The organism is Enterobacter sp. 2VL (assembly GCF_005503595.1).
GTDB classification, from domain to species: domain Bacteria; phylum Pseudomonadota; class Gammaproteobacteria; order Enterobacterales; family Enterobacteriaceae; genus Enterobacter; species Enterobacter cancerogenus.
This window is the reverse complement of sequence record NZ_SCNE01000001.1, coordinates 310,219-336,373: the sequence shown is the minus strand read 5'-3', so window position 1 is coordinate 336,373 and position 26,155 is coordinate 310,219. Positions and strand designations below refer to the sequence as shown.

Here is a 26,155-nt window from a genome sequence, read left to right as displayed (position 1 = left end):
CTTTTTTGACTTATTCCACGCTGAAAATCGCGTCTTCCGTTAACTCAAATCCGGTAATTTCGCCGCGGTATTTGTCTCTATTCCGACCAGCGGCATGAGATTATCCACCGCAGAGGCGTAATTAATTGCGGCGCTCCAGCCATCATATTCCGCCATTATTTTCGCGGAAATGGCTTGCCAGACATCCTGTTCTACGCTGAGCAAATCGTTAATGCTGCGCTTGCTCAGGGTGTATTCATTTTTGTAGACATCCCGGGCGCGGAGCGCGCTCTCAAGCTGCCGTTTGCCCGCCTCTCTTCTGCCGAGCGCGCCGGTCCAGTCCGCCTGCGCCACAGAGGCTTTTTGCAGCACGTCAAAACGCGCCTGATCTACCTGCGAAGCGGCCATTGAGCGTGCGCCTTCCGCCTGGCGTACCCGGGCCGATACCGCGCCGCCCTGATAAAGCGGGGCATCAACATTCAGCTGGATCTGATCGTCCCAGTATGAGCGGTTATCTGACTCATAGCGCGTGCGGCCTGCTTTCAGGCTCAGCGTTGGCCAGTGCTGCGACTTTGCGGTTTCGATCCCGTACTGCGCGGCCTTTTCCATGTTCTGCGCGGCCATGACCGCCGGGATCGAGGCGTAATCAATGCGGTTAACGGAATCCTGTTCAATGGCCAGTATGGGGGGAACCGGTGAGTACCGTTCGGCCTGCATCCCCGTCAATACCGCAAGCCTGGCGCGGGCGCTGTTTAACGCAGCGGTGTACTGCTCGACGGTGGCCTGCATCCCGGCAATACGCGTGCGGGTCTGAAGTTCATCCGAGGTCGAACTCACCCCCGCATCCGCACGCAGGGTTGCCAGTTTCTCAACGTTTTTAAGCGCCTGGACGTTTTCTCTGGCGGCCTGCAGGAGGTCGGCATAGCGTTTCACTTCGACATAGCTCAGCGCCGTTTTTTCGGCCACATCAGATAACGTTCTCATCAACTGAAAGCGATAGCTGTCCCGCTGGGATGAGGCCTGGCTGATGCTGTTATTCGTTTTGCCGAAATCGTAGATCAGCTGCGTCAGGCTTAATCCCCAGGCGGCAGAATTGCGCAGCGATCCGCTGGAGTCGGTGGTTTGGCTATGGCCGGTGCTGCCATTCAGGGATATTTGCGGCATCCAGCCGCTACGCGCTTCATCTATTTGCGCCTGACCAATGCCCAGCTGCGCGGCCTGCTGGCTAACGGACGGATCGCGGTCGATAGCAAAAAGGATACTTTCTTTTAAGGTAGTTGCCGCGACGGGAGCAAATGCTGCCTGGCCGTTATTCGCCACTGCCGGATTAATCGCCAGCGAAATTAACGCCAGTCCGGCGGATATTTTAAATAATAAGTTTGTTGGCAATATAGACATGTTATCTCCTGTCGCTGAATGTCGCACAATTAGATACCCAATAAGAGGTAAAAATAATTTGGCGATTATTCATCATCCTCCTCAAGAATTTTCGGCAAAGGAAACCCATACCCATCCACGCTGGAGATAAGGCCTGACCAAGGACTAATTTAAATTAGGAATTTACTTATTTCTTTAACGTGGCGGCAGCATAACAAAATGTCTTATATCCCACTACAGCCACAATGTTAATGTGGTGTTACAAATAAGAAAAATCTTCACGTTTCTGGACAAATCTCATTAAAGGACCTTTCAGATGAAACATATAAACCTGTTGTTTCTTAAGTAAAATTTCCAAACGCGACGCTGTACATTTTTGCGTTTATTTCATATCGGGTCAGACACAAAGATTTTCAAAGAAGTGTCAATTTGAGTAACCTTTCACATCTTAAAATTATCAAACACTCAAACAATTAATTTTTATAGAATATAAAACCAGATCAAAACACAAAAGCAGAGCTTTACGTTGATGATTGCCTATCTATTAGTTCCTTTAACCAATTTAACCGCAAAACATTGTTTTAACACCTATCAAACATTTCTAAAAATGATTAACCACACTTAATCAATGGGTTGTTAATGATTACCTACGTGAACAATTTTTCGCAACACAACCGCCCTGGATGATGCGCCCTGACGGATTACGGCAGCAAGTCGCATTCCTTTTCCGGGAAAATGCTGTAATATGCAATTTATTGCGATATTTTGCAGGATTTGGAAAAACATGCATAAAACGGCCAGACAAAAGTATCTGCTTGATATCCTGAGCGAACAGGGCCAGGCCAGCATCGTCGACCTTGCTGAAAAGCTGCAGGTTTCTGCCGACACGGTTCGCCGCGATCTGACGGACCTCGAAAAACAGGGGCTGGCGCAGAAGAATCACGGCGGTGCTATTGCGCTTAATTTGTCAGCCATGAATCGTCAGGGGCGGAATACCTTGCTGCCGAAGATCAAGCAGCAGTTGGGTAAACGGGTCGCGCAAAGCGTGCCAACGGGGTCGACGCTGTTCCTTGATGCCGGCAGCACGATGCTGGCGGTGGCGAACGTCCTTAAGGGGCCGCTAACGGTTATCACCCCTTCTCTTGATATCGCCCAGTGCTTTAGCGAGCGGGAGGATATCGAGCTTATCCTGCTTGGCGGAAAATGGGATCACCAGCAGCGCCTGTTTGCCGGTAGCGCCACACTCGCTCTGCTGTCGCGCTATCGGGCAGACATTGCCATCCTCGGTGCCTGCGCCATTCATGCGCAGCTTGGCTTAAGCGCCAGCACGGAGGCTGATGCCGAGGTCAAACGCGCCATGCTGGCTGCGAGCCATGAGCACTGGATCGTGGCGGACCATATGAAGCTCAACCGCTGCGAACCCTATCTGGTTTCCGGGCTATCCGGCATTCATCAACTGTTTTTAGATCGTCCCTGGCCCGAGCTTGGGGACGGTGGCGCCATGCAAGTGACCCTTGCAGAGGCACAATAACGTGGAGAACACATGAATAAGGTTAACGGTAAGACAATCAACATTGCGCTGATCGGGTATGGCTTTGTCGGCAAAACCTTCCATGCGCCGCTGATCCAGTCCATCGACGGGCTGAAGCTGGCGGTCGTCTCCTCCCGGGATGCCGAAAAGGTGAAACGCGATATTGCAGACATCATCGTGGTGGCGACGCCTGAAGAGGCCATTCAGCACCCCGATGTCGACCTGGTAGTAATCGCCTCTCCGAATGCGACGCATGCCCCGCTGGCAACGCTGGCCCTGAATGCAGGCAAACATGTTGTGGTCGATAAACCCTTTACCCTCGACATGCAGGAAGCCCGCGATCTGATTGCGCTGGCGGAAGAAAAACAGCGCCTGCTCTCCGTTTTCCACAATCGCCGCTGGGACAGCGACTTCCTCGGCATCAAGCAGGTCATTGAGCAAGGCAGCCTGGGCAACGTGAAGCACTTCGAGTCGCACATCGACCGCTTCCGCCCGGAGGTTCGCGCACGCTGGAGAGAGCAAAATGTCCCCGGCAGCGGGCTGTGGTTCGATCTGGGGCCACATCTGATCGACCAGACGCTGCAGCTTTTCGGCCTTCCGCAGTCCGTGCAGGGCAACATCGCCACGCTGCGTGACGGGGCGGAGATTAACGACTGGGCGCATGTGGTGCTCAACTACCCGTCGCATAAGGTTATTTTGCATTGCAGCATGCTGGTCGCAGGCGGCGCGACGCGCTTTGCCGTTCACGGTGACAAGGCCAGCGTGCTGAAAGCCAGAATCGACCAGCAGGAAGCCCATCTGCTGGCAGGTATTGTGCCGGGCAGCGCGACGTGGGGCGAAGACGATGACGATATGGTGCTGTTCGATGCCAGCGGTGAGCCGCACCCGGTAAAAACCCCGAAAGGCGATCAGCGCCAGTATTACATTAACGTGCGTGATGCGTTGTTCGGCAAAATGGATAATCCGGTGCACCCCGTTGAGGCGCTGGCGGTGATGGCCGTGCTGGAAGCGGCAGTGAAATCGTCTGAGACAGGGTCAACCGAGACGCTGGAGCTGACGGCAGATGAAGTTGCCCGTCTGAACTAAAAAGAAGGGCCTGCATCGCGCAGGCCCTTTTTCGATGTTACTGACGCTTTTTCGGCATCATGCGCAGGAGCGTGTTGTCCTTCCAGTAGTAGTGGTGCAGCAGCGCCGCAAAGGCGTGCAGGCCAATAACGAAATAGCCCAGGTTTGCGAGCGTGACGTGCCACGATTTCAGCATGTCCACGATGTCAAAATTGCCCTCTGCCGCATGCGGCATCACCAGGCCAAATGCAAACCAGTCATTGCCGCGGTTATACATCATGACAATGCCAATCAACGGTAGCGCGATAAACAGCAGATAAATAACCAGGTGCCCAAGATGCGACAGGCCGGTGACCATCGCTTTCGGCTTCGGCTGAATGGGCGGTGCCGGGAATTTGAGGCGGATTAGCAGGCGCGCCACCATCAGCACCAGAATGGAGATGCCACAGGAGACGTGGACCATGTTGATCAGCGGGCGATCGCTGCGCGGGAAATAGCCCCGAAACTCCATGGCGCAATAGGCCACGATAACCAACAAAAACACCAGCCAGTGAATACCTATTTGCAGGCCCGTATATTTAGTGCGCATGTCTTTTCCCGATAAAGAACTGATATTGCGTCAACATAACCAGCTTTCCTTAAAAATTCATTAACTTTTCTGTATGGTTTTTCAATTACTTCGCAGGCAATGAAACATCTTCAATTGCCGCCCTGCCCGTCATGGTCTAAGCCTGGATAAGTTCAAACTGTCGTACCGACACGTTTTCCAGGAGATAACCATGAGTAAAATTGGCATTAATGGATTTGGACGCATTGGACGCCTTGTACTTCGTCGCCTTCTTGAAACCCAGGACAGCAACACCGTGGTCGCCATTAACGACCTGACCTCACCGAAAGTGCTGGCCTACCTGCTCAAGCACGACTCCAACTACGGCGGCTTCCCGTGGAGCGTCGATTTCACCGAAGATTCGCTGATCGTCGATGGCAAAACCATTTCGGTTTACGCCGAAAAAGAGGCGAAGCATATTCCGTGGAAAGCCGCAGGCGTTGATATCGTGGTCGAATGCACCGGTTTTTACACCTCGGAAGAGAAATCCCGCGCGCACCTGGATGCAGGGGCTAAAAAAGTGCTGATCTCCGCCCCGGCGGGCGAGATGAAAACCATCGTGTTTAACGTTAACGACGATACCCTCGACGCGAACGACACGATTGTTTCCGTGGCCTCGTGCACCACCAACTGTCTGGCCCCGCTGGCGAAAGCGCTTCACGATGCCTTTGGTATTAAGGTGGGCACCATGACCACCATTCACGCCTATACCGGGACGCAGGCGCTGGTGGATGGCCCACGCGGGAAAGATCTGCGGGCCTCCCGCGCGGCGGCGGAGAATATCATTCCGCACACCACCGGTGCGGCGAAAGCCATCGGGCTGGTGATCCCGGCGCTGAGCGGAAAACTGAAAGGTCACGCGCAGCGTGTCCCGGTTAAAACCGGTTCCGTGACCGAACTGGTGGCGATCCTCGAGAAAAAGGTGACGGTGGAGGATATTCATGCCGCGCTGAAAAAAGCGACGCAGGGCAACAAATCATTCGGTTATACCGATGAAGAGATTGTCTCCTCGGATGTGATTGGCTCGCACTTTGGCTCGGTGTTTGACGCCACCCAGACGGAAGTCAGCGAGGCGGGCGACGTTCAGCTGGTGAAAGCCGTCGCCTGGTATGACAACGAATACGGGTTTGTTACGCAGCTGGTGCGTACCCTGGACAAATTCGCTTCACTGTAAAACTCTGCCCCCTCCGCAACCGGAGGGGGAATCACGGTTACGACTGCAAATAGACCACCTGGGTCTGGAGGTATTCGTTCAGGCCGTGTTTTCCATCCGCCCCGCCAATACCGGACTTACGCCACCCCGCATGGAACCCCTGCATCGCTTCAAAGTTTTCGCGGTTAATATAGGTCTCGCCAAACTTCAGCCCCTTGATGGCTTTCATCGCGACGTTCAAATCACGGGTATAGATCGACGAGGTTAATCCGTAGTCGCTGTCGTTCGCCATGGCCAGCGCCTCCTCCAGCGTGTCGAAAGCCACTACGGGGAGCACCGGGCCAAAGGTCTCTTCATGCATAATCGCCATGTCCTGACGCACGTCCAACAGCAGGGTTGGCGGATAAAAGTACCCTTTGCCCTCGACGGTTTTACCGCCAAGCACCACCTTCGCCCCCTCCTGCACCGCGCGCGCCACCTTCTGCTCGACACGCTCACGCGCGGCCGCGTTGATCAGCGGCCCCATCGCAATGTCCGTGCGCTCTGCCGGATTGCCAAACTGGACTGCCTTCATCGCTTCACCCAGACGGTTCACAAAGCGGTCGTAAATGCCTTTTTGCACGTACACGCGCTCAGCGCAGTTGCACACCTGCCCGGTGTTGATGACGCGGGAGTCAACGATGGCTTTCACCGCCAGCTCCAGATCCGCATCGTCCATCACGATGGCCGGCGCTTTGCCGCCGAGTTCCAGTCCGACTTTGGTAATGTTTTTTGCCGCCGCGGCCATGATTTTCTCGCCCGCGCCGACGCTTCCGGTCATGCTGACCATCGCCACTTTCGGATTGCCTGCCAGCTCCTGACCGACGGTTTCGCCACGGCCCAGCACCAGGTTAAAGACCCCTTTTGGCAGGCCGATATCATCGACAATTTTGGCAAAGGCAATGGCGTTGTTGGGGGTAAACTCGCTCGGTTTAATGACGATGGTGTTGCCGGTCAACAGCGCGGGCGCGAGCTTGCGTGCAATCAGGAAGAACGGGAAGTTCCACGGCAAGATCCCGGTGGTCACCCCCAGGGCGCGTTTGAAGACGAGGATGTTCTCGCCCGGACGATCGCTCTGAATGATTTCTCCTTCGTAGCGGCGCGCCCATTCGGCCATATAGTCGATGTAGTCCGCCGTGAAGTTGACTTCCACTTCCGCCAGCTGCTGGATCTTTCCCCCTTCGGCGACAATCAGGGCGCTGATTTCGCTGACGCGCTCGCGGATCCCGGCGGAAATTTTGCGTAGCCAGTTTGCACGCTCAATCGCAGGCAGCGCCTCCCAGCCCGCCTGCGCGCGTTCGGCGGCGTCAATGGCTTTTCGGGCATCGTCGGCGCTGCCATCGGGAATACGGGAAATGACTTCTTCGGTTGCCGGGTTGATGACGTCAATCCAGGCGTCACCCTGCCAGGCCACAAACTGTCCATCGATATACATAGGATGTTGCACGGGTACTGTCATAACCTGCTCCTGTAATTACACTGTTTTTAACAAGTAAATTTATTGTTAAAAATTACAATCACCGGGGCGCTTGCCTACTCTATCAGGCTGTTTTTGTGAGGTATCTCATAGAAGAATCGGGTCAGCAGAACATTCGAGTTACAAAGTCGCAAAACAAAATGCCCGTTTGCGAAAAAGACGCCGCAAACGGGCAGAAGGTTAGATAAGGGAACGGCTTTTAAGCGCCTCGGTAAGGATCGCATCCTCACGCAGGATGCGCCATGCGGCTTGAACCTCGGCAGGAAAATCCACGTGGGCGATAAAGCCACGCCCCGCCGGCCCATAGCCGTTGATGTCGTCCCACAAGCGCGGAAGCTCGCCCAGCAGCAGCGAAACATAGCGTTCGACCGGCCAAAGCCCCTCGTGTCCGCCGCTGAACGTCAGGCCGTTATCACTGTTCTGCAGAACGGGCGTCAGGCCGGGGTGGCTGATGAATAGCGGGGCCGCCGGTTCGTCCCGACATACATGGGCAAAGGTCGCCATGGTGCGGCGCTGCATGGTGGGGTCCTGTACCACCAGCACACGTTCAGGCGTCAGTCCCGTCTGTTTGATCCGCTCCCAGCTGAAGCGGGCATTCTCTCCGCAATTGGTAGACTGGTCTTCCACCAGGATGCGCTCGGACGGTATGGACCAGACCTCCCGGGCGATGTCAGCCAGGATTGCCGCCTCCGCGCGCCCGGTGGTGGGGATGCGGTTATAGCGCGGGTGGCGCGCAATGGCAGCATATAAAAAGGTGGTGGAGTGCCCGATACCACCGCTTATCAGCAGCGGGACACCCTGCTCCGACGCCACCCTGCACGCCGCATCGATAGTCGGGATCACCGCGTTGCCCGCGAGAATAACCAAATCGACGGGCGCATTGGGTTGCAGGTCATCCTGCGCCAGCCAGCGTCCTGCGACGTTAGCGGCATTCAGGGTTGCCTCGGGTAAACAAGGAAAAAGTGCCAGTGTCATCGTTACCTCCTCACAGCAGTTAGGTTCAGCGTACCGTACTCGTCAGTCCTGAAAAGGAGATCACTCCGAATCCCGGCGTGTCCGTACCCTTTCATTTTGTCACCTTTCAACCCAACCTAAAATGTCTGATAATCATATTCACTTGAATTATGATTTACGGCAGACGTAGAATCATTAGCCCACTAACTATTCAACAATTTCAAAGGTAAACGACGCTATGCGCCTGCCCCAGCGCGACCCTTATGCTCCTCGCGAGTGGCAGCCACACGAAAAACCCGCCCTGCTGGGTTCCCCTTCAACGCCGGAACACAGCACACCGAAACGGATCGCCTATGGCGTGGTGGGGTTGCTGGTCTGCCTGACGGGCGCACTCGGCAACGCGGTCGTTACCGCCAACCTGCAAAATTTACAGGGCACGTTTGGCGCCTGGTCAACCGAAATTGCCTGGCTGCCTGCCGTGTACGTCATGACCAACGTCTCCATTAACCTGCTGCTGGTGAAATTCCGCCAGCAGTACGGTTTGCGGGCCTTCACCGAAGGGTTTCTGGTGCTGTATGTGCTGGTGACCTTTTTCCACCTCTTCGTTAACGATCTTAGCTCCGCACTGATGGTCCGTGCCGCGCACGGGATGGTGGCAGCGGCGCTGAGTTCGCTCGGCATCTATTACCAGATCCAGGCCTGGCCCGCGAAACATCGCCTGAAAGCACTCACCATCGGCATCACCGGATCGTCACTGGCCATTCCCCTAGCGCGGTTGTTTTCCACCGAACTGTTGCAGCTTGATGAGTGGCGCGGGCTGTACTTTTTCGAGCTTGGCCTGGCGCTGATCTCGCTGGCCTGCGTGATGGCGCTGAAACTCCCGCCGGGAGATCGGCGCAAGGTGTTTGAAAAGAAAGATTTCCTCACCTTCTTTCTGCTGGCGCCGGGCATGGCGTTGCTGTGCGCGGTACTCTCGCTGGGCCGCCTGTACTGGTGGTTTGAAGCGCCGTGGATCGGCTGGTCACTGGCGTTGTCGCTGGTGCTGGTGGTCTCGGCAATCGTGTTTGAGCATAACCGCAGCAACCCTCTGCTTAACACCCGCTGGCTTTCGAGCGGCAGTATTTTACGCCTCGGGCTGATCATGCTGCTGATCCGCATCGTGCTGGCGGAGCAGAACACCGGCGTCATCGGCTGGCTGCAGTACGTCGGGTTACAGAACGAACAGATGACTCACCTGGCGTGGGCCATTTTTGCCGGTATCGTCTGCGGCATCGTCACCAGTTGCCTGACGATTAAACCCACGAAGCTGGCCTGGCCGATCGTCACGTCGCTGGTGTTAATGATTATCGCCTCGCTGCTGGACAGCCAGTCGAACAACCTGACCCGACCGGATCAACTCATGTTCAGCCAGTTCCTGCTGGGTTTTGGCAGCGCCTTCTTCCTTGCCCCGGCCATGCTGGCGGGCATCGGCGGGGTTATCGCCGACCCGCGCAACCTTGTGAGCTTCTCGGTGCTGTTTGGTATGAGCCAGAACGTCGGCGGCCTGCTGGGTTCAGCCATACTCGGCACCTTCCAGACCTGGCGCGAAAAGTATCACTCCAGCCTGCTGGCCGATCAGCTCACCACCCTCAATCCGCTGGTCAACGAGCGCATTCAGGCCTATACCCAACTGTATAAAAGCCTGATCGGTGACAGCGCGCTGCTGAGCACGCAGGCCATTACCCAGCTCCAGACGGTGACCGCGCTTGAGGCGAATATTCTGGCTTACAATGATACCTACCTGCTGACGGCAAGCATCGCGGCCGCCACGCTGGTGTGGATTTTATGGCGCTTGCTGCGTCTGCGCATCACTGCCCAAATGGCGTTAAAAAATGCCACCGGCAACAAATAATGGATACGAGTCAATGACGTTTTGGGAGTTGTTATGAGTCAGCAGGATGCCGCTAAAGAGCAGGCCAATACCCGCAAAAATGTGCGCATAGTGTCTGTTTTCACCGCTGCGGCAATCGGTATTGTCGGGGTGCTGGTGATCCTTTATGCGTGGCAGCTTCCGCCGTTTACGCGCCATGCCCAGTTTACCGACAACGCTTACGTCCGGGGGCAGACCACCTTTATCAGCCCGCAGGTCAATGGCTATATCACGGACGTGAGAGTTAAGGATTTCGATAAGGTCAAAAAGGGTGACCTGCTGCTGCAAATCGATGACCGTATCTATCGCCAGCGCGTCCATCAGGCCGAAGCGCAGCTGGCAATGAAGATAGCCGCGCTGAACAACAACCTGCAACAGCGCAAAAGCGCGGAAGCGGTGATCGCCAAAAACGATGCGGCCCTGAAAAATGCCCGCGCGCAAAACCTGAAAAATCAGGCGGATTTAAAACGCGTAAAAGATCTGACGGCAGACGGGTCGCTCTCTGTTCGCGAGCGCGACGCGGCGCTGGCGAGTGCTGCTCAGGGCAGCGCTGACATCGAACAGGCGAAAGCCACGCTTGAGATGTCGCGTCAGGATCTGCAGACGGTCATCGTGAATCGCGGCTCGCTGGAAGCCGATGTCGATAACGCTAAAGCCGCGCTGGAGCTGGCGCAGATTGACCTGCAAAACACCCGTATCGTGGCCCCGCGCGACGGCCAGCTCGGCCAGATCGCCGTCCGTCTGGGGGCATATGTCACCGCAGGCACCCACCTCACCACGCTGGTCCCGCCGCAGCACTGGGTGATCGCGAATATAAAAGAGACGCAGTTGGCCAATCTGCGCGTCGGACAGCCGGTCACGTTCACCGTGGATGCGCTGAACGATAAGGCCTATCAGGGCCGCGTTGAGAATATCTCTCCGGCGACGGGGGTGGAGTTCAGCGCCATCACGCCGGACAACGCCACGGGTAACTTCGTCAAAATCGCCCAGCGTATTCCGGTGCGCATTGAGGTGCTGGGTGACCCGGAAGCGTCTGCGCTGCTGCGCCCCGGCATGTCGGTGCAGGTCACGATTGATACCCGGGAGGCGAAGCCATGATCCTTCGCCCGCTGGTCGGTTTACTCATAGCCGCCCTGCTTGGCGGCTGCCAGTCCGTCGACGTTAAGCCCGCGCAATCGACCCTGCACATTCCCGCGCAATGGCGCGCGGCGACCGGCCCGGGCAGTGCGACAGAACAGCTGTGGTGGCGAAATTTTCACGACAGCTACCTGAACCGCTACGTCGATCTGGCGCTGGAAAACAACAGCGACGTGCTGATTGCCCGCGAGCGGATTAACGAATATCAGGCGCGGGTGTATGCCGCCGACGGTAGCCTGTTTCCCTCCCTGGATGCGGGCGTGACGGGCACCCGCGCCCGCTCCCAGTCTGCTGCTACCGGGCTTCCGGTATACGGCTCCCTGTATAAAGGCAGCCTGACCGCCAGCTACGATGTGGATATCTGGGGGGTGAACCGCAGCACCGCCAACGCCGCAGAGGCATCGCTGGAGGCGCAAAAAGCCGCCGCCGCCGCCGCAGACCTGACCGTCGCCTCATCGGTGGCCTCCGGCTATGTCACCCTGCTCTCTCTGGATGCACAGCTTCAGGTGACGCAGTCGACGCTTAAATCCCGCGAAGAGGCGTTCAACCTCGCACGACGTCAATTTGAAACCGGCTACAGTTCCCGGCTGGAGCTGATGCAATCCGATTCCGAACTGCGCGCCACGCGCGCGCAGGTGCCGTTGATTAAGCACCAGATTGCACAGCAGGAGAACGCGTTGAGCGTGCTGCTCGGCACGCAGCCCGGCGAGGTGGCGCGCAGCGAGAGTTTCGATGTCCTTACGCCACTGAAGTTGCCATCACAGCTCCCTTCCACGCTCCTCAACCGTCGCCCGGATATCGTCCAGGCAGAGCGGGCGCTGGTTGCTTCAGATGCCACGCTCGCGGCCTCCCGCGCCAGCCTGCTGCCGTCGATCAACCTGACGGCAACCGGATCGGTACAGGATCGCACGCTGTCGGGGCTGCTGGACAATCCGCTCCAGCTCTGGAGCGCTGGCGGGAGCATTCTTGCGCCGCTGCTGAACCGCCAGGCGCTGAATGCGCAGGTGGACATTTCACAATCCCAGCGCAATCAGGCGCTGTACACCTATGAAAAGACCGTACGTAACGCGTTCGTGGAGGTTAACGATAGCCTCGACGCCATTACGCGCTATCAGGAACAACTGACGGAACTGCTGGCCCAGAAGGGGGTTTCCCAGGAGACGCTGCGCATCGCGCAAAATCGCTATCGCAACGGCTACTCCTCTTATTTGGACGTCCTCGACGCACAGCGCACGCTCTATTCGGTGCAAACTAACGTGGTGCAGGTGAAAAATAACCTGCTGCTGGCGCAGATTGATCTGTATAAGGCGCTCGGCGGAGGATGGCGCAGTCAGTGACGACGTGCCGGGTGGCGGCTGCGCCTTACCCGGCCTACGGGCTTTATTAACCTGAGGTGTCATTATGCAAAAACAGTGGTCTGCGGTTGATCGTTACATGATTTCTTCGCTTATTCCCCAGGATGACGTGCTCCGGCAGGTGCTGGATAACAACATTCGCGCCGGTTTACCCGAACACGACGTAGCGGCCAATCAGGGGCAGTTGCTGGCGCTGTTTGTCCGCATGACGCAGGCGCAGCGCATCCTTGAAATCGGCACGCTCGGTGCATACAGCGCCATCTGGATGGCACGCGCCCTGCCGCCGGATGGAAAGTTGATTACGCTTGAGGCCGATCCCACACACGCCCGCGTGGCACGCCAGAATATTCAGCTTGCAGGGCTTGAGGATCGCATAGAGCTGATTGAAGGCCCGGCGCTCCGTTCCCTGGAAAACCTGGGCGATATTCCCCCTTTCGATCTGATCTTTATCGACGCCGATAAACCCAATAACCCTGGCTATCTTGAGTGGGCGCTGCACTATGCCCGTCCGGGGACGCTGATTGTGGGTGATAACGTGGTGCGCGACGGCGAGGTCATCAATGGGCAGAGCGATGACGCCCGCGTGCAAGGGGTACGGCGGTTTATTGAGATGATTGGCGACAACCCACGCCTTACCGCTACTGCGTTGCAAACCGTCGGGGTGAAAGGCTGGGATGGGTTTACGCTGGCTATGGTGAATGGGTGAGCGTTATGCGGGATGATGCCCTCACCCTGGAGGAAGAGGCTCAAAAGCGGAAATCCGCGCGATTGGCTCCCTCTCCCTATGGGAGAGGGTTGGGGTGAGGGGAAACATACGGCTCCGGAGCCCGACGCCCCCAAACCGCTAATGTTTACGCCGAAATCTGCTCCATGGCCTGCAAAATACGCTTGTCCGAGATCGGATACGGTGTCCCCAGCTGTTGCGCGAAGAAGCTGACGCGCAGCTCCTCGATCATCCAGCGGATCTCCTGCACGTCCTCATCATTCCGGCGTGCCGGGGGCAGTTTATTCAGCCACTGCTGCCACGCCTGCTGGACGCTTTCCACTTTCAGCATCTGGGCACGATCGCGGTGCGGGTCGACGGCCATTTTCTCCAGGCGCTTTTCAATCGCATTGAGGTAACGCAGCGTGTCCCCGAGGCGCCTGAAGCCGTTGCCGGTCACAAAACCACGGTACACCAGCCCCGCCATCTGTGCCTTCACGTCCGACAGCCCCAGCGCCATGGTCATGTCCACCCGCCCCTTCAGACGCTTGTTGATGTTAAACACCGCCGTCAGGATCTGTTCGACCTGTTTAGCAATCTCTACCACGGTATCGTTCAGCTCGGCGCGCACTTTTTCGTACAGTCGGGCAAACGCCTCTTCCGTCCAGACCGGGCCGCCCGCCTCGTTGATCAGCTTGTCCACACCACAGGAGATGCAGTCGTCAATCAAATCCAGCACCTTGCCGTACGGGTTAAAGTACAGCCCCAGCTTGGCCTTGTTCGGCAACTTCTCGTGCAGGTACTTGACAGGCGACGGGATGTTCAGCAGCAGCAGGCGGCGCAGACCGCGCCACATCATCTGCTGCTGTTCCTGCGGATTATCAAACAGCTTGATGGCAACGCTGTCACGTTCATCCACCAGCGCCGGCCAGGCCTTCACCTTGTAGTTACCACGCTTCTGCTCGTAGCTTTCCGGAAGCTGACCAAAGCTCCAGATATGCAGCCCGCTCTGCTCGATACCGTCGTCGGCAACCGCCGAGAGCGTCTCCTGAACTTTGCCTTTTAGCGCCTCTTTCAGCGCCGTCAGAGAGCGACCTTCCTGCAGTTTTCGGTTTTTCTCATCCACGACACGGAAGCTGACTTTCAGGTGATCGGGCACCTGATCCCAGTTCCAGTCTTCCCGGTCGATGGTGGTGCCGGTCATGCGCCGGAATTCGCGCTCCAGGGAATCCAGCAGCGGCAGTTCCAGCGGCGTGACGCGGCCTAAAAACGCCTCGGCGTAGTTTGGCGCAGGCACAAAATTGCGTCGCACCGGTTTCGGCAGTGATTTGATCAGCGCAATCACCAGCTCGCGGCGCAGCCCGGGGATTTGCCACTCAAAACCGCTCTCTTCTACCTGGTTTAGCAGCGGCAGCGGGATGTGAACGGTGACGCCATCCGCATCCGTGCCCGGCTCAAACTGGTAGGTTAAGCGCAGCTTCAGGTTACCCTGATGCCAGAAGTTCGGGTAATCGAGCTTGCTGACCGATTCCGCCCCCTCTTTGATGAGCATGCTCTTTTCAAAGTTGAGCAGGTCCGGCGTCTCTTTACTCGCCTTTTTCCACCAGCTGTCGAAGTGGCGGGCAGAAATCACGTCGTGGCTGATACGCTGATCGTAAAACTCAAACAGCGCCTCGTCGTCCACCAGAATGTCGCGGCGACGCGATTTATGCTCCAGTTCTTCCACTTCGGCGCGCAGTTTCAGGTTTTCGCGGAAGAACGCATGGCGCGTCTGCCAGTCGCCTTCCACCAGCGCATGACGGATAAACAGCTCACGGCTCAGGACCGGGTCGATTTGGCTGTAGTTCACCTTACGCGCCGCCACAATCGGCAGCCCGTAAACCGTCACTTTTTCCGTCGCCATCACCGCGCCCTGCGCCCGCTCCCAGTGGGGTTCACTGTATGAGCGTTTCAGCAGATGCTGAGCCAGGGGTTCAACCCATTCCGGATCGATGCGCGCGGCAATACGTCCCCACAGACGGCTGGTTTCAACCAGTTCCGCCACCATGGTCCATTTCGGCGGTTTCTTGAATAAACCGGAACCCGGGAAGATGGAGAAGCGCGCATTGCGTGCGCCGGTAAATTCCTGTTTATCCGCATCCTTCATCCCGATGTGGGACAACAGGCCGGTCAGCAGCGCGATATGAATTTCGCGGTACTCCGCCGGTTCACTGTTAACCGGGATGCCTAACTCTTTCACCACCTGACGCAGTTGGGTGTAGATATCCTGCCACTCGCGTACCCGCAGATAGTTCAGGAAATCCACGCGGCACTGGCGGCGAAACTGGTTCGATGAGAGCGCTTTTTGCTGCTCACCCAGGTAGTTCCACAGGTTCACGAAGGCGAGGAAATCGGACTCTTTATCGTGGAAGCGGCGATGTTTCTCGTCGGACGCCTGCTGTTTGTCCATCGGACGCTCGCGCGGATCCTGAATAGAGAGCGCCGACGTAATGATCATCGCCTCGCGCACGCAGCCGTGCTTCTGCGCCTCCAGCACCATACGCGCCAGACGCGGGTCGACCGGCAGCTGGCTCAGCTGACGCCCCAGCGGGGTCAGTTTGTATGCGGTGGCCTGTTCATCGGTGGTGATCGCCCCTAGCTCTTCAAGCAGGCGCACGCCGTCCTGAATGTTGCGTTTATCCGGCGCCTCAACAAACGGAAACGCAGCGATATCGCCCAGCCCCAGTGCCGTCATCTGGAGGATAACGGAGGCCAGGTTGGTACGCAGAATTTCCGGATCGGTAAATTCCGGACGCGACAGGAAATCGTCTTCGGAGTAGAGACGAATACAGATCCCCTCGGAGACGCGGCCGCAGCGCCCTTTACGCTGGTTGGCGGAGGCCTGTGAAATTGGCTCAATCGGCAGACGCTGGACCTTGGTGCGATAGCTGTAGCGGCTGATACGCGCCGTGCCCGGATCGATAACGTACTTGATGCCCGGTACGGTGAGCGAGGTTTCCGCCACGTTGGTTGCCAGCACAATGCGACGCCCGCTATGCGCCTGGAACACACGGTTTTGCTCGCTGTTCGACAGACGGGCATACAGCGGCAGGATCTCGGTATGGCGCAGATCGCGCTTGCTCAGCGCATCGGCGGTATCGCGGATTTCGCGCTCGCCGCTCATAAAGATCAGGATATCGCCCGCGCTTTCATTACCCAGCTCGTCAACGGCGTCGAAAATCGCCTGCAGCTGGTCGCGTTCGGTATCGTCTGCCTCTTCTACAATCGGGCGATAACGCACTTCAACCGGGTACGTCCGACCCGACACTTCAATAATTGGCGCATTGCTGAAGTGCTTCGAGAAGCGCTCCGGATCGATGGTCGCGGAGGTGATGATAATTTTCAGGTCCGGGCGACGCGGCAGCAGCTCTTTCAGGTAGCCGAGCAGGAAGTCGATGTTAAGACTGCGCTCGTGCGCTTCGTCAATGATGATAGTGTCATACTGCATCAGCAGCCGGTCCTGCTGGATCTCGGCCAGCAGGATACCGTCGGTCATCAGCTTCACCATGGTGTTGTCGCTGACGTGATCGCTGAATCGCACCTTGTAGCCGATGCAGCCACCCGGCTCGGTCTGTAACTCCTCGGCAATACGGTTCGCTACGGTCCGTGCCGCCAGACGGCGCGGCTGGGTGTGGCCGATCAGCCCTTTAACCCCGCGACCCAGCTCCATACAAATTTTCGGCAACTGGGTGGTTTTACCGGAGCCGGTTTCGCCCGCCACAATCACCACCTGGTGATCGCGCACGGCCTCAAGGATGTCCTGTTTTTTCTGGCTGACGGGCAGGTTTTCCGGGTAGGTGATTGCCGGGCGTGCGGCTTTGCGCAGCACAACTTTCCCTGCCGCCTGGTCAATCTCTTTAGCCATCTCCTGGTAAATGGCCTGTTGTGCATCAGGATTTTTAACCTTCTTGACCCCGTGCAGACGGCGGGCAAAACGCTGCTTATCGCGCAGCATGAGTGAATCAAGCTGTTGCAGGAGCATCGGGAAGGTTAATTTTTGTTGTTCTGTCATAGCGTTAACGGGCAGTGCACTGCCGGATAAAATCTCTTTTTAATGATTGATATAGAGTACCACATCAGCGCTTTTCGCGCCTTATTCAAAAATTTCGAACATAGACTTCGATATATTGCGCTATCCATGTGGCAGGATTGTGAATAAAGTGTCAACAAGCAACGGGGCAACCCCCTTCAATCAAATACAAAACAGGAATCACCCATGAGCAAAGTATTAGTGTTGAAATCCAGTATTCTGGCAGGGTACTCACAGTCTGGTCAGCTTTCCGACTACTTCGTTGAACAATGGCGTGAGCAGCACTCCGCCGACGAAATCACCGTTCGCGACCTGGCCGCTAACCCTGTTCCTGTCCTCGACGGTGAGCTGGTTGGCGCACTGCGCCCAAGCGATGCCCCGCTGACGCCACGTCAGCAGGAAGCCCTGGCGCTGTCCGATGAACTGATTGCTGAACTGCAGGCGCACGACGTTATCGTCATCAACGCCCCAATGTACAACTTCAACATTCCAACCCAGCTGAAGAACTACTTCGACCTGGTGGCGCGTGCGGGCGTAACCTTCCGTTACACCGAAAATGGTCCAGAAGGCCTGGTGAAAGGCAAGCGTGCCATCGTGCTCTCCAGCCGTGGCGGCATCCACAAAGATACCCCAACTGACCTGGTTGCACCGTATCTGACCCTGTTCCTCGGCTTCATCGGCATCACCGACGTGAACTTCGTGTTCGCTGAAGGTATCGCGTACGGTCCGGAAGTGGCGACCAAAGCGCAGTCGGATGCGAAAGCCGCTATCGACAGCCTGGTAACAGCCTAAGTATTCCCCCTCTCACCGCCCGGTGGGAGGGTTTTTCTTTTTCCCCGCATTTCGTTATCATCCGCTCCCACTCTTAAGCCGGGCAGCCTGATGTCTGTAATTATCGATACCTTTATTGCCCCACCGTGTACGCAAGACATTGAGATCCTCTGGCAGGACGACGATCTTATTGTGATCAACAAGCCCAGCGGGCTGCTGAGCCTGTCGGGGAAGAACCCGCAGAATCTCGACTCGGTGCATTACCGTCTGGTCCAGACGTTCCCCGGCTGCACGCTGGTGCATCGCCTGGATTTCGGCACATCCGGCATTATGGTGATTGCGCGAAACAAAGCGATCAACGCGGCGCTGTGCCATCAGTTCAGCCAGCGCGCCGTAAGCAAAGCGTACACCGCCCTGCTCTGCGGACACGTTAAGGACGACGAAGGGATAATCGATGCCCCAATTGCCAAAGACCCGGCCCTGTTCCCGTTAATGTCTATTTGCGCCATCAGCGGCAAACCGGCCCGCTCACGCTTTCGGATAGTGGAGCGTATTGATAAGGGTAAGGAACTGCCGTTAACGCGCGTCGAACTGATTCCGGAAACCGGGCGAACCCACCAGCTACGCATTCACTGCCAGCAGCTGGGGCACCCTATTCTGGGCTGCGATTTATACGGTGGGCTTGAAATGCCGGGGGCTGAAGGGACGCCGCGTTTGATGTTGCACGCCAGCGGGCTGGATTTCGTGCATCCGGTGAGCGGAGAGGCGATCAACGCCCGTCACGCTGCACCGTTTTGACAGGTATTTACCACATCAAATCATCAGGAATTTTAAAGTCAGCATACGGATCGTTTTCATCCTGCTCTTCCTGACTCAGCGCGCTGTTTAACACAATGCTCTCGGCATCGCGCTGGGCGATTTTGTCCGCCACCACCGCCGGGATAATTGCATATTCGCAGTCACCGTTGGCATTGATGACCAGACGCGCAATCGCCAGTCGACCGTTAATAAGCTGGGCCTGGGTTTGCTTATCCACCTCAATCTTTTTAATCAGATTGCCGTCGGTGAAGTTGAAGGTGATGTTGCCCTTTGACACGGTGATGCGGTTCATCTCGATCAGCTGCTTCACCTGCGCCTTAAACTCTTTTGCCAGCACAGCCTGTTTCTGCTGTTCGCTAAGCTGCTTGTCACGCTCAAGCTGCGCCTTTTTGTTCTCTTCCACTGCTTCTCTGGCCTCACGAGCCTGTACGCGTGACTTCTTCGCCGTACGCTGAACCTTAGCCATCTTCTTGCTTGATACCAGACCCGCTTTCAGCATCTGCTCTTGTAGGGTGAGTTTTGTCATTTTCGTTTCTAAACCGGTTGTAAATTTTGGTGATTATATCTGGAATCCGCCGGGCTGTGCCAGCGACACGGTTTGGCGTGAATGAAGAACCCTCATGTTGCAGTGAAATTAAGTCACTTCCCCTCGTCCCGTCGCTCAGGCATAAATTATGCATTGTTAACGAATCAGCAACATGAACACTCAGGATACGAACCACGATGAGCCAGGCTTTTACCTTTACGCTTAAGCGCAGTTGCTTTGATGAAAATTATAACCCTTCAGAAAACACGCGCACGACGACCAACTTTGCCAATCTGGCACGCGGGGAGAAACGTCAGGAAAATTTGCGTAATACTCTCGTGATGATTAACAACCGTTTCAACGCCTTAGCCCACTGGGATAACCCCAACGCGGATCGCTACGCCGTGGAACTTGAGATCATTTCAGCCGACCTGAACATCGCTGCTGAAGGTAGCCACGCCACCTTCCCGGCCATTGAAATCCTGAAAACCTATATCGTTGATAAAAAAACCAACGAACGCCTCGACGGAATCGCCGGAAACAACTTCTCTTCCTACGTGCGGGACTATGATTTCAGCGTCGTGCTGCCCGAGCACAATGCAAACCGGGCGGCGTTCAGCCTTCCCGAGAACTTTGGCGTGCTGCACGGGAATCTGTTTAAAAGCTTCGTCAATTCAAGCGTCTATAAACAGAATTTCAAAAAAGCGCCGGTGATTTGCTTAAGTGTTTCCAGCAAAGACACCTATCAACGTACCGGAAATCAGCATCCGGTACTGGGGATAGAGTATCGCCCGAACGGCACCTCGCTGACCGAGCAATACTTCGGGAAAATGGGGTTACAGGTGCGTTATTTCATGCCTGAAAACAGCGTCGCGCCGTTTGCCTTCTATTTCTCCGGCGATTTGCTCCGTGATTACACCGACCTGGAACTGATCGGCACCATCAGCACGATGGAAACCTTCCAGAAAATTTATCGCCCGGAGATATACAACGCCAACTCGGCGGCGGGGCAATGCTATCAGCCCGATCTGAACCAGCAGGATCACTCCTTGACCAAAATTGTTTACGACCGGGAAGAACGCAGTCATTTAGCGGTTGAACAGGGTAAGTTCACGCAAGAGCACTTTATTAAGCCTTACAAACACATACTCGAGCAGTGGTCTGATTGCTACGCGCTTTAATACATCGTCACCAAAGGTCTTTTATTATGAAAACATTGCTCCCGACGTCCACGGCAGGCAGCTTACCTAAACCGTCATGGCTTGCCCAACCCGAGACGCTGTGGTCCCCCTGGAAATTGCAGGATGAAGAATTAATTGCCGGTAAACGCGATGCGCTGCGTTTATCCCTCGACGATCAGATCCGCGCGGGCATTGATATTGTCAGCGACGGCGAACAGACCCGTCAGCACTTTGTCACCACGTTTATTGAGCATCTCAGCGGCGTTGATTTTGAAAACCGTCAGACGGTACGCATTCGTAACCGTTACGATGCCAGCGTACCCACCGTGGTTGATGCCGTCGCGCGTCAGAAACCGGTGTTCGTAGACGACGCGAAGTACCTGCGCCAGCTGACGGACAAACCGATTAAATGGGCGCTGCCTGGCCCGATGACGATGATCGACACGCTCTATGACGCACATTACAAAAGCCGTGAAAAGCTGGCGTGGGAATTCGCCAAAATCCTCAATCAGGAAGCGAGGGAGCTGGAGGCCGCGGGCGTCGATATCATCCAGTTTGACGAGCCAGCCTTTAACGTCTTCTTTGATGAGGTCAACGACTGGGGTATCGCCGCGCTGGAACGCGCCATTGAAGGGCTTAAGTGCGAAACCGCGGTACACATTTGCTACGGTTATGGCATCAAGGCCAACACCGACTGGAAGAAAACGCTGGGTTCAGAGTGGCGGCAATATGAAGAAGCCTTCCCGAAGCTGCAAACGTCTAACATCGACATCATCTCCCTCGAGTGCCATAACTCGCGCGTGCCGATGGATCTGCTGGAGCTCATCCGCGGTAAAAAGGTGATGGTCGGGGCAATTGACGTGGCGACAAATCACGTCGAAACGCCGGAGGAAGTAGCCGATACGCTGCGCAAAGCGCTGCAGTTTGTCGATGCCGATAAGCTCTACCCGTCGACCAACTGCGGCATGGCGCCGTTGCCCCACAAGGTCGCACAAGGTAAATTGCAGGCATTGAGCGCTGGGGCGGAAATCATCCGCCAGGAAATTCTGAAAAAATAGCCTGAACGACTTAATAGCGATAGGCCAGATCACGTCTGGCCTTCTGATCCTCAACAACAATCTTTAGGTTTCACCGTCGCTATTTTGGCATTAACCGGAATGTTATGACTTTCCAGGCCAGGCACTTGTCCCTGGAGATCAAAATCGAGCACGACATCTTTGGCAAAGAAAAGACAATGCGTCGAGCCACCGAAATGGAACATACCCAGCTCATCGCCTTTATGCACGTACTGCCCTTCGTAAACCCGGATATCACAGGTGGACACTTCCGCCATGCCAACAGCCATAAAACAGAGTAGACCGATATCTTTATTATCTGCCTCGATAAAAATTAATCCACGGGTAGCCACCTCGGTAATATAACCCTGTGACGCATTCGGACCCGCATCGTCCCGTCCCTGAGATAACGCTTCGGAATAATACGTGCCATCTATAATTTTCGTTTTGACAATGCGTCCGGATACTGGCGCATGCCAGCGGTGATAGCTAAGGGCACTCAGGAACGCCTGATAGATTGTTCCACCGACAAAATGCTCGGCCAGTTCGTCATGATCCAGCATGTAATTCAACGCATAGGGTTGTGCTTTAAGCCAGAATTTGTCCACCGGTTGGACATCTGTGGCCAGACGGTAAGGCGCGGATTCACAGGCATTGATGATGACGTTGTCATCTTCTGGGGAAGCTACGGGACGAACCCCTTCCCTGAAACGACGCGTGAAAAAGTCATCCCATGATGTAAAACCATAGTGTGGTCTGGTTGGGTCGCATTGAAAATCTTCAATGAAAGTGGGCATGGCTTTGCGGGCACGCTCGCCAAACCAGCCAGTTTCAGGATCATCATTCAGGACCCGCACACTTTCAGCTGACTGCAGGAACACGGCCCATTCATTGAGGATTTTTTTCAGGTGCGCGTTAATTTTTTCATTCAGGAATGCGCTCCAGCCATTTTCAGTAGCCATAGACCAGTTAAAAATGGCGTTAAAAGGGAATCCAACTAACCCGCTCTCATCGAATTCCGGAGCGTGTGTCATGATAATGTTCATTAATCGAAGCATATGTTCATAATCCCTAACCTGCGGTACGTTCATCGGTGAATGGGTCAGACGATGAGGAACCTCTTCGAACATTTCATTGAAATGCATGAAAATAACAGGATCGCTTTCGATAAAATCTTTAAATTCCTGAATAACCGGTAGTAAAGGTCGTTCAGTCACCGCTTCTTCTTTCATGATTTTATTGAGCCAGAATGCCAATGTATTTTCATCAGACGGCATCCACTTGCCCGTAATATATGTGTTCTTCGCTGGTAAAATATGTGCTTTCATACGATCCTCAACTTGATATATAGATAAATTAAAACGAATAAATTTCCGGAAGCATGCCATCGAATAGCATAACCAGAGAGATAATGGCGATAGCGACCATGATCAGGCTGATATAAAGTTCATGACGTGTAAATGCGGGTTCATCGGGGGATTCTTCTTTCCTGGCTTTATAGAAAACCAGCAAACCGATGGTGTAAATAACGCAACCCACCAGGATGTACGATAGCCCCGCAGCATAAATAAGCCAAAAACCATAGACAGTTGCGAAAATACTCGTCAGAAGTGCCGTCGTCGCCCCGTACGCTGCTTCTGCAGGATATTTCTTTGTGTAGATCAAACGCCATAAATATGCCGAAGAACAAATATAAGCGGGAAGTAAAATCACGCCGGTGATTGACAGCATGACGTTCCATGCATTATTTGAGAAATAAACTAGCAGCATTGCTAACTGCATAACCACAGTGGACGTCCACAATGATACATTCGCTACGCCAGCATCATTGGTTCTGGCAAAAACCTTCGGAAAAGCCCCGTCTTTAGCGCACGCCCAGGGAAGTTCCGCGACAAGCATTGTCCACACCAGCCAGGATGAAAGTAAAGCAACGATCACACCGAAATTAATCATAACTGCCCCCCAATGCCCGACCATTTTAGACAATATTGCGGCGGTTGAAGGCGGAGCCATAGCGGCCAGTTCCCCCTGGGAGAAATAGCCATAGGGCAGTACCGAAACGGCAACGTAGAGTACCGTTGTAATGATAAAACCTAATATCGTTGCTTTACCGACGGTCTTACTATCAGCCTTATCAGAGAGCACCACAGCACCTTCGATACCGATATACATCCACAGCGTAACCAGCATCGTGCTCTTTATTTGGTCGAAAATACTTCCCAGTGGCTTATCGCTGAGTATATTCGACTTCATGTTCCCCCAGAAATCTATAGAAAAACGATGATATTGAACGGCGTAAAACAGCGCGATAGCAATAAAAATGATGACAGGAACAAATTTTGCGATTGTGCCGATATTATTCAATAGCGTAGCGGCCTTTACGCCACGAATCACCAGGAAACTCATCCCCCAAATACAGATCGAGGCCAATGCAACAGCCTGCCATGTGTTTCCGCCTTTAAACCAGGGCGGGAAGAAATAGTTAAGTGCATCCATTAAGAGAACCGCATAGCCTACATTACCAAATGCGGTAGACATCCAATATCCCCAGGCTATGAGAAAACCAACAAGTTTTCCAAAGCCCGCTCTGGAGTACATATAAATTCCTGATTTCATCTCAGGTTTTACATTGGAGAGTATTTGAAACGTTTTCGCCAGAAAGAAAATACCCAGAGCTGTCACTATCCAGGCGATAATAATCGCACCAAGCGCGGCAGACTGGGACATATTTTGAGGGATATTGAATATACCGCCGCCAAACATGGCGCTGACGACCAACAGCGTCATCGCCAGAACACCCAACTGATGACCTGCCGATGAGGCTTTAGGTTTATTATTGTCCATAACTGTTCCACTTCAATAGGAAAGAGAATTTGTCCTGTACCTTTCACTTCTTAAATAATACAGTTATTAATGATCGTAACAGGCTCTATTAAATAAAACATAGGACACGAACACTCTGTTTGTATTATTATTCCTACTTAAGTCGGAAAAGGATATCTCTAGCACTTATATCTATTGCGTAGAAAGTTATGTGGGGATGGAGCATCTCTGCCTGAGTCATACCTCCCCTACAACCTGTGAGGGAGGTATTGGCTGTAAAGGTTATTTAAAATCGACAATCATTTGTTGAGGAATGGGCAACTCTCGGGTTGTCTGAACACAGCGAGAGAGGTAATCGGTAAATTTGGGTGGTTTTACCATGCCCAGTCTTAGCAATTTTTCATTGTTAAAACGCACATTCATCATCGCAAATGCGCCATACAAGCGCATCGCTTTCAACATCAGCCGTTCGTTACAAGGACCAAAGATTTTTTTAAGTTGATGACGCATTTTCACAAGCGCTTCATAATCCACCTGCCTGTAGCGATCGCCGACAGGCTGCGCTTTAAGAGCCTGTGCCATTGCCCAGTCGATATCAGAAAACTTTACGCTATTCTCTTCCCCGGCAGAAATGTGGACAATTTCGCCGTTTTCCAGCTCGCTTTCAAGAAGCATCAGTAACGCATTAGCACAATAGTCTACGGGTATAACATCAATTTTGTCGTCCAGCGAACACATAAATTTCTGTAGCATCAACCCCATCCGAAAGACCCAAAAAATACTGCTTGAAGGCTGACACCCATACAGCGTATGACCGACAACAATAGAAGGTCTGGCGATAACCAGTGGCAATTCTGGAAAATTTTCGCGTATTAAGCGCTCAATGGTAGATTTTGAACGCGTGTATTCAACCAGGTGTTCTGCATCCTGTGGGAAACTCGCATTTTCTGAGACCAATGAATCGGGTTCTGGGGTGCATGACATGGCCGTGCCCACATGTAGAAAACGTTTCAGATTTTTGTTTTCATTCATCCGTTTAGCGAATTCAAAAGTCCCCGTTATATTCACCTTTTCGATCAGCGGATTATTGCCAAAAGAGGCCACTGCTGCGCAGTTAATAACATGAGTGACATCCTGAAGTTCAGTAGCGTTAAGAAACGTTGCGGGAGCCGCTAAATCTCCCAGTAAAATGTGGGATTTATTCAAACGCTGCAGACATCCTTCATCGACATTGAACTTGCGCATGTTATTTTTGACCCGTTCAAGTGCAGCATCATGATCGACCGCCCTGACAAGTAATAATAAATTCAACTCTTCATTTTGATTGATAATCTTTTCCAGAACCGCACCACCAATGAACCCGGTTACGCCGGTAATCATTAACTTATCCATTTACTTAAACCTCACCATTTATTATTTCCGGAAGTGTAAGGCCATCTTCATAAACGCCGATTAAATGGATAAGGAACACATGTAACATCTCTTTTGTTATAAATTGTGATAATTAAACAAAAAATGTGTCCACCGTTCTTCCTCGAAATCATCATCAGGATGACATGCGAAAGAATTCGCTTTCTGGCCCATACATTCTTTCTGATTTATGAATGATAGTGTTCATGCCAGAC

General features: G+C 54.2%; 20 protein-coding genes. 11 read left to right on the top strand and 9 right to left on the bottom strand.

Translation table 11 applies throughout. The features are described from left to right. Positions 1-39 precede the first annotated feature (39 nt). Positions 40-1,377, bottom strand: a complete 1,338-nt coding sequence (locus tag FFS28_RS01655) for a TolC family outer membrane protein (RefSeq protein WP_137848572.1) — start codon at positions 1,375-1,377, stop codon at positions 40-42. A 763-nt stretch (positions 1,378-2,140) separates the two neighbouring features. Between FFS28_RS01655 and FFS28_RS01650 the strand changes: the two genes are divergently transcribed. Both FFS28_RS01650 and FFS28_RS01645 read left to right on the top strand, forming a co-directional pair. Beyond that, positions 2,141-2,887, top strand: a complete 747-nt coding sequence (locus FFS28_RS01650; protein WP_042319757.1) for a DeoR/GlpR family DNA-binding transcription regulator — start codon at positions 2,141-2,143, stop codon at positions 2,885-2,887. Positions 2,888-2,899: 12 nt separating this feature from the next. Then, positions 2,900-3,973 (top strand): oxidoreductase, encoded by a 1,074-nt coding sequence (locus FFS28_RS01645; protein WP_137848571.1) that lies wholly within the window; start codon positions 2,900-2,902, stop codon positions 3,971-3,973. Positions 3,974-4,010: 37 nt separating this feature from the next. On the opposite strand, the gene cybB is transcribed toward FFS28_RS01645, so the two are convergent. Further along, positions 4,011-4,541, bottom strand: a complete 531-nt coding sequence (gene cybB / locus FFS28_RS01640) for a cytochrome b561 (RefSeq protein ID WP_137848570.1) — start codon at positions 4,539-4,541, stop codon at positions 4,011-4,013. Positions 4,542-4,731: 190 nt separating this feature from the next. On the opposite strand from cybB, the gene gap reads away from it, so the two are divergent. Beyond that, the gene (gene gap, locus FFS28_RS01635; RefSeq protein WP_006175144.1) at positions 4,732-5,733 is read left to right on the top strand and encodes a type I glyceraldehyde-3-phosphate dehydrogenase; all 1,002 of its coding nucleotides are present in this window, start codon (positions 4,732-4,734) and stop codon (positions 5,731-5,733) included. A gap of 37 nt (positions 5,734-5,770) precedes the next feature. Here gap and aldA read toward each other — a convergent pair whose 3' ends face one another. Together aldA and FFS28_RS01625 are read right to left on the bottom strand one after the other, a co-directional pair. Further along, positions 5,771-7,210 carry an aldehyde dehydrogenase gene (gene aldA, locus FFS28_RS01630; protein WP_101737754.1) on the bottom strand — a complete coding sequence of 480 codons (1,440 nt, stop codon included), beginning with the start codon at positions 7,208-7,210 and terminating at the stop codon, positions 5,771-5,773. Positions 7,211-7,408: 198 nt separating this feature from the next. Next, positions 7,409-8,203: a YdcF family protein gene (locus tag FFS28_RS01625; RefSeq protein WP_137848569.1), complete on the bottom strand. Its 795-nt coding sequence runs from the start codon at positions 8,201-8,203 to the stop codon at positions 7,409-7,411. 217 nt (positions 8,204-8,420) lie between these two features. Between FFS28_RS01625 and FFS28_RS01620 the strand changes: the two genes are divergently transcribed. From FFS28_RS01620 to FFS28_RS01605, 4 genes are all read left to right on the top strand, one after another. Then, on the top strand, positions 8,421-10,073 hold the full coding sequence (locus tag FFS28_RS01620; RefSeq protein WP_404599743.1) for an MFS transporter: 1,653 nt from the start codon (positions 8,421-8,423) through the stop codon (positions 10,071-10,073). Between the two features lie 33 nt (positions 10,074-10,106). Beyond that, complete coding sequence (locus tag FFS28_RS01615) at positions 10,107-11,189, top strand: HlyD family secretion protein (RefSeq protein WP_137848568.1); 1,083 nt, start codon at positions 10,107-10,109, stop codon at positions 11,187-11,189. Then, complete coding sequence (locus FFS28_RS01610) at positions 11,186-12,565, top strand: efflux transporter outer membrane subunit (protein ID WP_137848567.1); 1,380 nt, start codon at positions 11,186-11,188, stop codon at positions 12,563-12,565. Before FFS28_RS01615 ends, FFS28_RS01610 begins: the two co-directional genes overlap by 4 nt. A gap of 64 nt (positions 12,566-12,629) precedes the next feature. Beyond that, a complete protein-coding gene (locus FFS28_RS01605; protein WP_137848566.1) occupies positions 12,630-13,289 on the top strand; it encodes an O-methyltransferase in 660 nt (219 codons plus the stop codon). Between the two features lie 145 nt (positions 13,290-13,434). On the opposite strand, the gene hrpA is transcribed toward FFS28_RS01605, so the two are convergent. Then, positions 13,435-17,337, bottom strand: a complete 3,903-nt coding sequence (gene hrpA / locus FFS28_RS01600) for an ATP-dependent RNA helicase HrpA (protein ID WP_137848565.1) — start codon at positions 17,335-17,337, stop codon at positions 13,435-13,437. A 204-nt stretch (positions 17,338-17,541) separates the two neighbouring features. Between hrpA and azoR the strand changes: the two genes are divergently transcribed. Further along, positions 17,542-18,147, top strand: coding sequence for an FMN-dependent NADH-azoreductase (gene azoR / locus FFS28_RS01595; protein ID WP_006175119.1), 606 nt, complete (start codon positions 17,542-17,544; stop codon positions 18,145-18,147). A gap of 90 nt (positions 18,148-18,237) precedes the next feature. Then, complete coding sequence (locus FFS28_RS01590) at positions 18,238-18,924, top strand: RluA family pseudouridine synthase (RefSeq protein ID WP_137848564.1); 687 nt, start codon at positions 18,238-18,240, stop codon at positions 18,922-18,924. Positions 18,925-18,931: 7 nt separating this feature from the next. Here the strand turns inward: FFS28_RS01590 and FFS28_RS01585 are convergent, their stop codons facing one another. Further along, positions 18,932-19,471 (bottom strand): DUF2058 domain-containing protein, encoded by a 540-nt coding sequence (locus FFS28_RS01585; RefSeq protein WP_137848563.1) that lies wholly within the window; start codon positions 19,469-19,471, stop codon positions 18,932-18,934. A gap of 197 nt (positions 19,472-19,668) precedes the next feature. Here FFS28_RS01585 and FFS28_RS01580 point away from each other — a divergent pair, with 197 nt between their 5' ends. Both FFS28_RS01580 and FFS28_RS01575 read left to right on the top strand, forming a co-directional pair. Continuing rightward, the gene (locus tag FFS28_RS01580; protein WP_137848562.1) at positions 19,669-20,652 is read left to right on the top strand and encodes a DUF1852 domain-containing protein; all 984 of its coding nucleotides are present in this window, start codon (positions 19,669-19,671) and stop codon (positions 20,650-20,652) included. Between the two features lie 26 nt (positions 20,653-20,678). Then, a complete protein-coding gene (locus tag FFS28_RS01575; RefSeq protein ID WP_058608840.1) occupies positions 20,679-21,710 on the top strand; it encodes a methionine synthase in 1,032 nt (343 codons plus the stop codon). A gap of 50 nt (positions 21,711-21,760) precedes the next feature. On the opposite strand, the gene FFS28_RS01570 is transcribed toward FFS28_RS01575, so the two are convergent. From FFS28_RS01570 to FFS28_RS01560, 3 genes are all read right to left on the bottom strand, one after another. Then, on the bottom strand, positions 21,761-23,035 hold the full coding sequence (locus tag FFS28_RS01570) for a phosphatidylserine decarboxylase family protein (RefSeq protein ID WP_137848561.1): 1,275 nt from the start codon (positions 23,033-23,035) through the stop codon (positions 21,761-21,763). A gap of 28 nt (positions 23,036-23,063) precedes the next feature. Further along, on the bottom strand, positions 23,064-24,551 hold the full coding sequence (locus FFS28_RS01565; RefSeq protein ID WP_137848560.1) for a basic amino acid/polyamine antiporter: 1,488 nt from the start codon (positions 24,549-24,551) through the stop codon (positions 23,064-23,066). 261 nt (positions 24,552-24,812) lie between these two features. Continuing rightward, entirely contained in the window at positions 24,813-25,922 is a 1,110-nt protein-coding gene (locus FFS28_RS01560; protein WP_137848559.1) for an SDR family oxidoreductase, read from the bottom strand. Between the last annotated feature and the right edge of the window lie 233 nt (positions 25,923-26,155).

Coding starts and splice junctions, on each gene's coding strand:
- FFS28_RS01565 (WP_137848560.1), bottom strand. CDS start 24,551: ATGGACAATAATAAACCTAAAGCCTCATCGGCAGGTCATCAGTTGGGT.
- FFS28_RS01560 (WP_137848559.1), bottom strand. CDS start 25,922: ATGGATAAGTTAATGATTACCGGCGTAACCGGGTTCATTGGTGGTGCG.
- FFS28_RS01625 (WP_137848569.1), bottom strand. CDS start 8,203: ATGACACTGGCACTTTTTCCTTGTTTACCCGAGGCAACCCTGAATGCC.
- FFS28_RS01610 (WP_137848567.1), top strand. CDS start 11,186: ATGATCCTTCGCCCGCTGGTCGGTTTACTCATAGCCGCCCTGCTTGGC.
- FFS28_RS01655 (WP_137848572.1), bottom strand. CDS start 1,377: ATGTCTATATTGCCAACAAACTTATTATTTAAAATATCCGCCGGACTG.
- aldA (WP_101737754.1), bottom strand. CDS start 7,210: ATGACAGTACCCGTGCAACATCCTATGTATATCGATGGACAGTTTGTG.
- FFS28_RS01620 (WP_404599743.1), top strand. CDS start 8,421: ATGCGCCTGCCCCAGCGCGACCCTTATGCTCCTCGCGAGTGGCAGCCA.
- FFS28_RS01650 (WP_042319757.1), top strand. CDS start 2,141: ATGCATAAAACGGCCAGACAAAAGTATCTGCTTGATATCCTGAGCGAA.
- FFS28_RS01645 (WP_137848571.1), top strand. CDS start 2,900: ATGAATAAGGTTAACGGTAAGACAATCAACATTGCGCTGATCGGGTAT.
- FFS28_RS01585 (WP_137848563.1), bottom strand. CDS start 19,471: ATGACAAAACTCACCCTACAAGAGCAGATGCTGAAAGCGGGTCTGGTA.
- FFS28_RS01590 (WP_137848564.1), top strand. CDS start 18,238: ATGTCTGTAATTATCGATACCTTTATTGCCCCACCGTGTACGCAAGAC.
- FFS28_RS01575 (WP_058608840.1), top strand. CDS start 20,679: ATGAAAACATTGCTCCCGACGTCCACGGCAGGCAGCTTACCTAAACCG.
- FFS28_RS01580 (WP_137848562.1), top strand. CDS start 19,669: ATGAGCCAGGCTTTTACCTTTACGCTTAAGCGCAGTTGCTTTGATGAA.
- FFS28_RS01615 (WP_137848568.1), top strand. CDS start 10,107: ATGAGTCAGCAGGATGCCGCTAAAGAGCAGGCCAATACCCGCAAAAAT.
- FFS28_RS01605 (WP_137848566.1), top strand. CDS start 12,630: ATGCAAAAACAGTGGTCTGCGGTTGATCGTTACATGATTTCTTCGCTT.
- cybB (WP_137848570.1), bottom strand. CDS start 4,541: ATGCGCACTAAATATACGGGCCTGCAAATAGGTATTCACTGGCTGGTG.
- hrpA (WP_137848565.1), bottom strand. CDS start 17,337: ATGACAGAACAACAAAAATTAACCTTCCCGATGCTCCTGCAACAGCTT.
- gap (WP_006175144.1), top strand. CDS start 4,732: ATGAGTAAAATTGGCATTAATGGATTTGGACGCATTGGACGCCTTGTA.
- FFS28_RS01570 (WP_137848561.1), bottom strand. CDS start 23,035: ATGAAAGCACATATTTTACCAGCGAAGAACACATATATTACGGGCAAG.
- azoR (WP_006175119.1), top strand. CDS start 17,542: ATGAGCAAAGTATTAGTGTTGAAATCCAGTATTCTGGCAGGGTACTCA.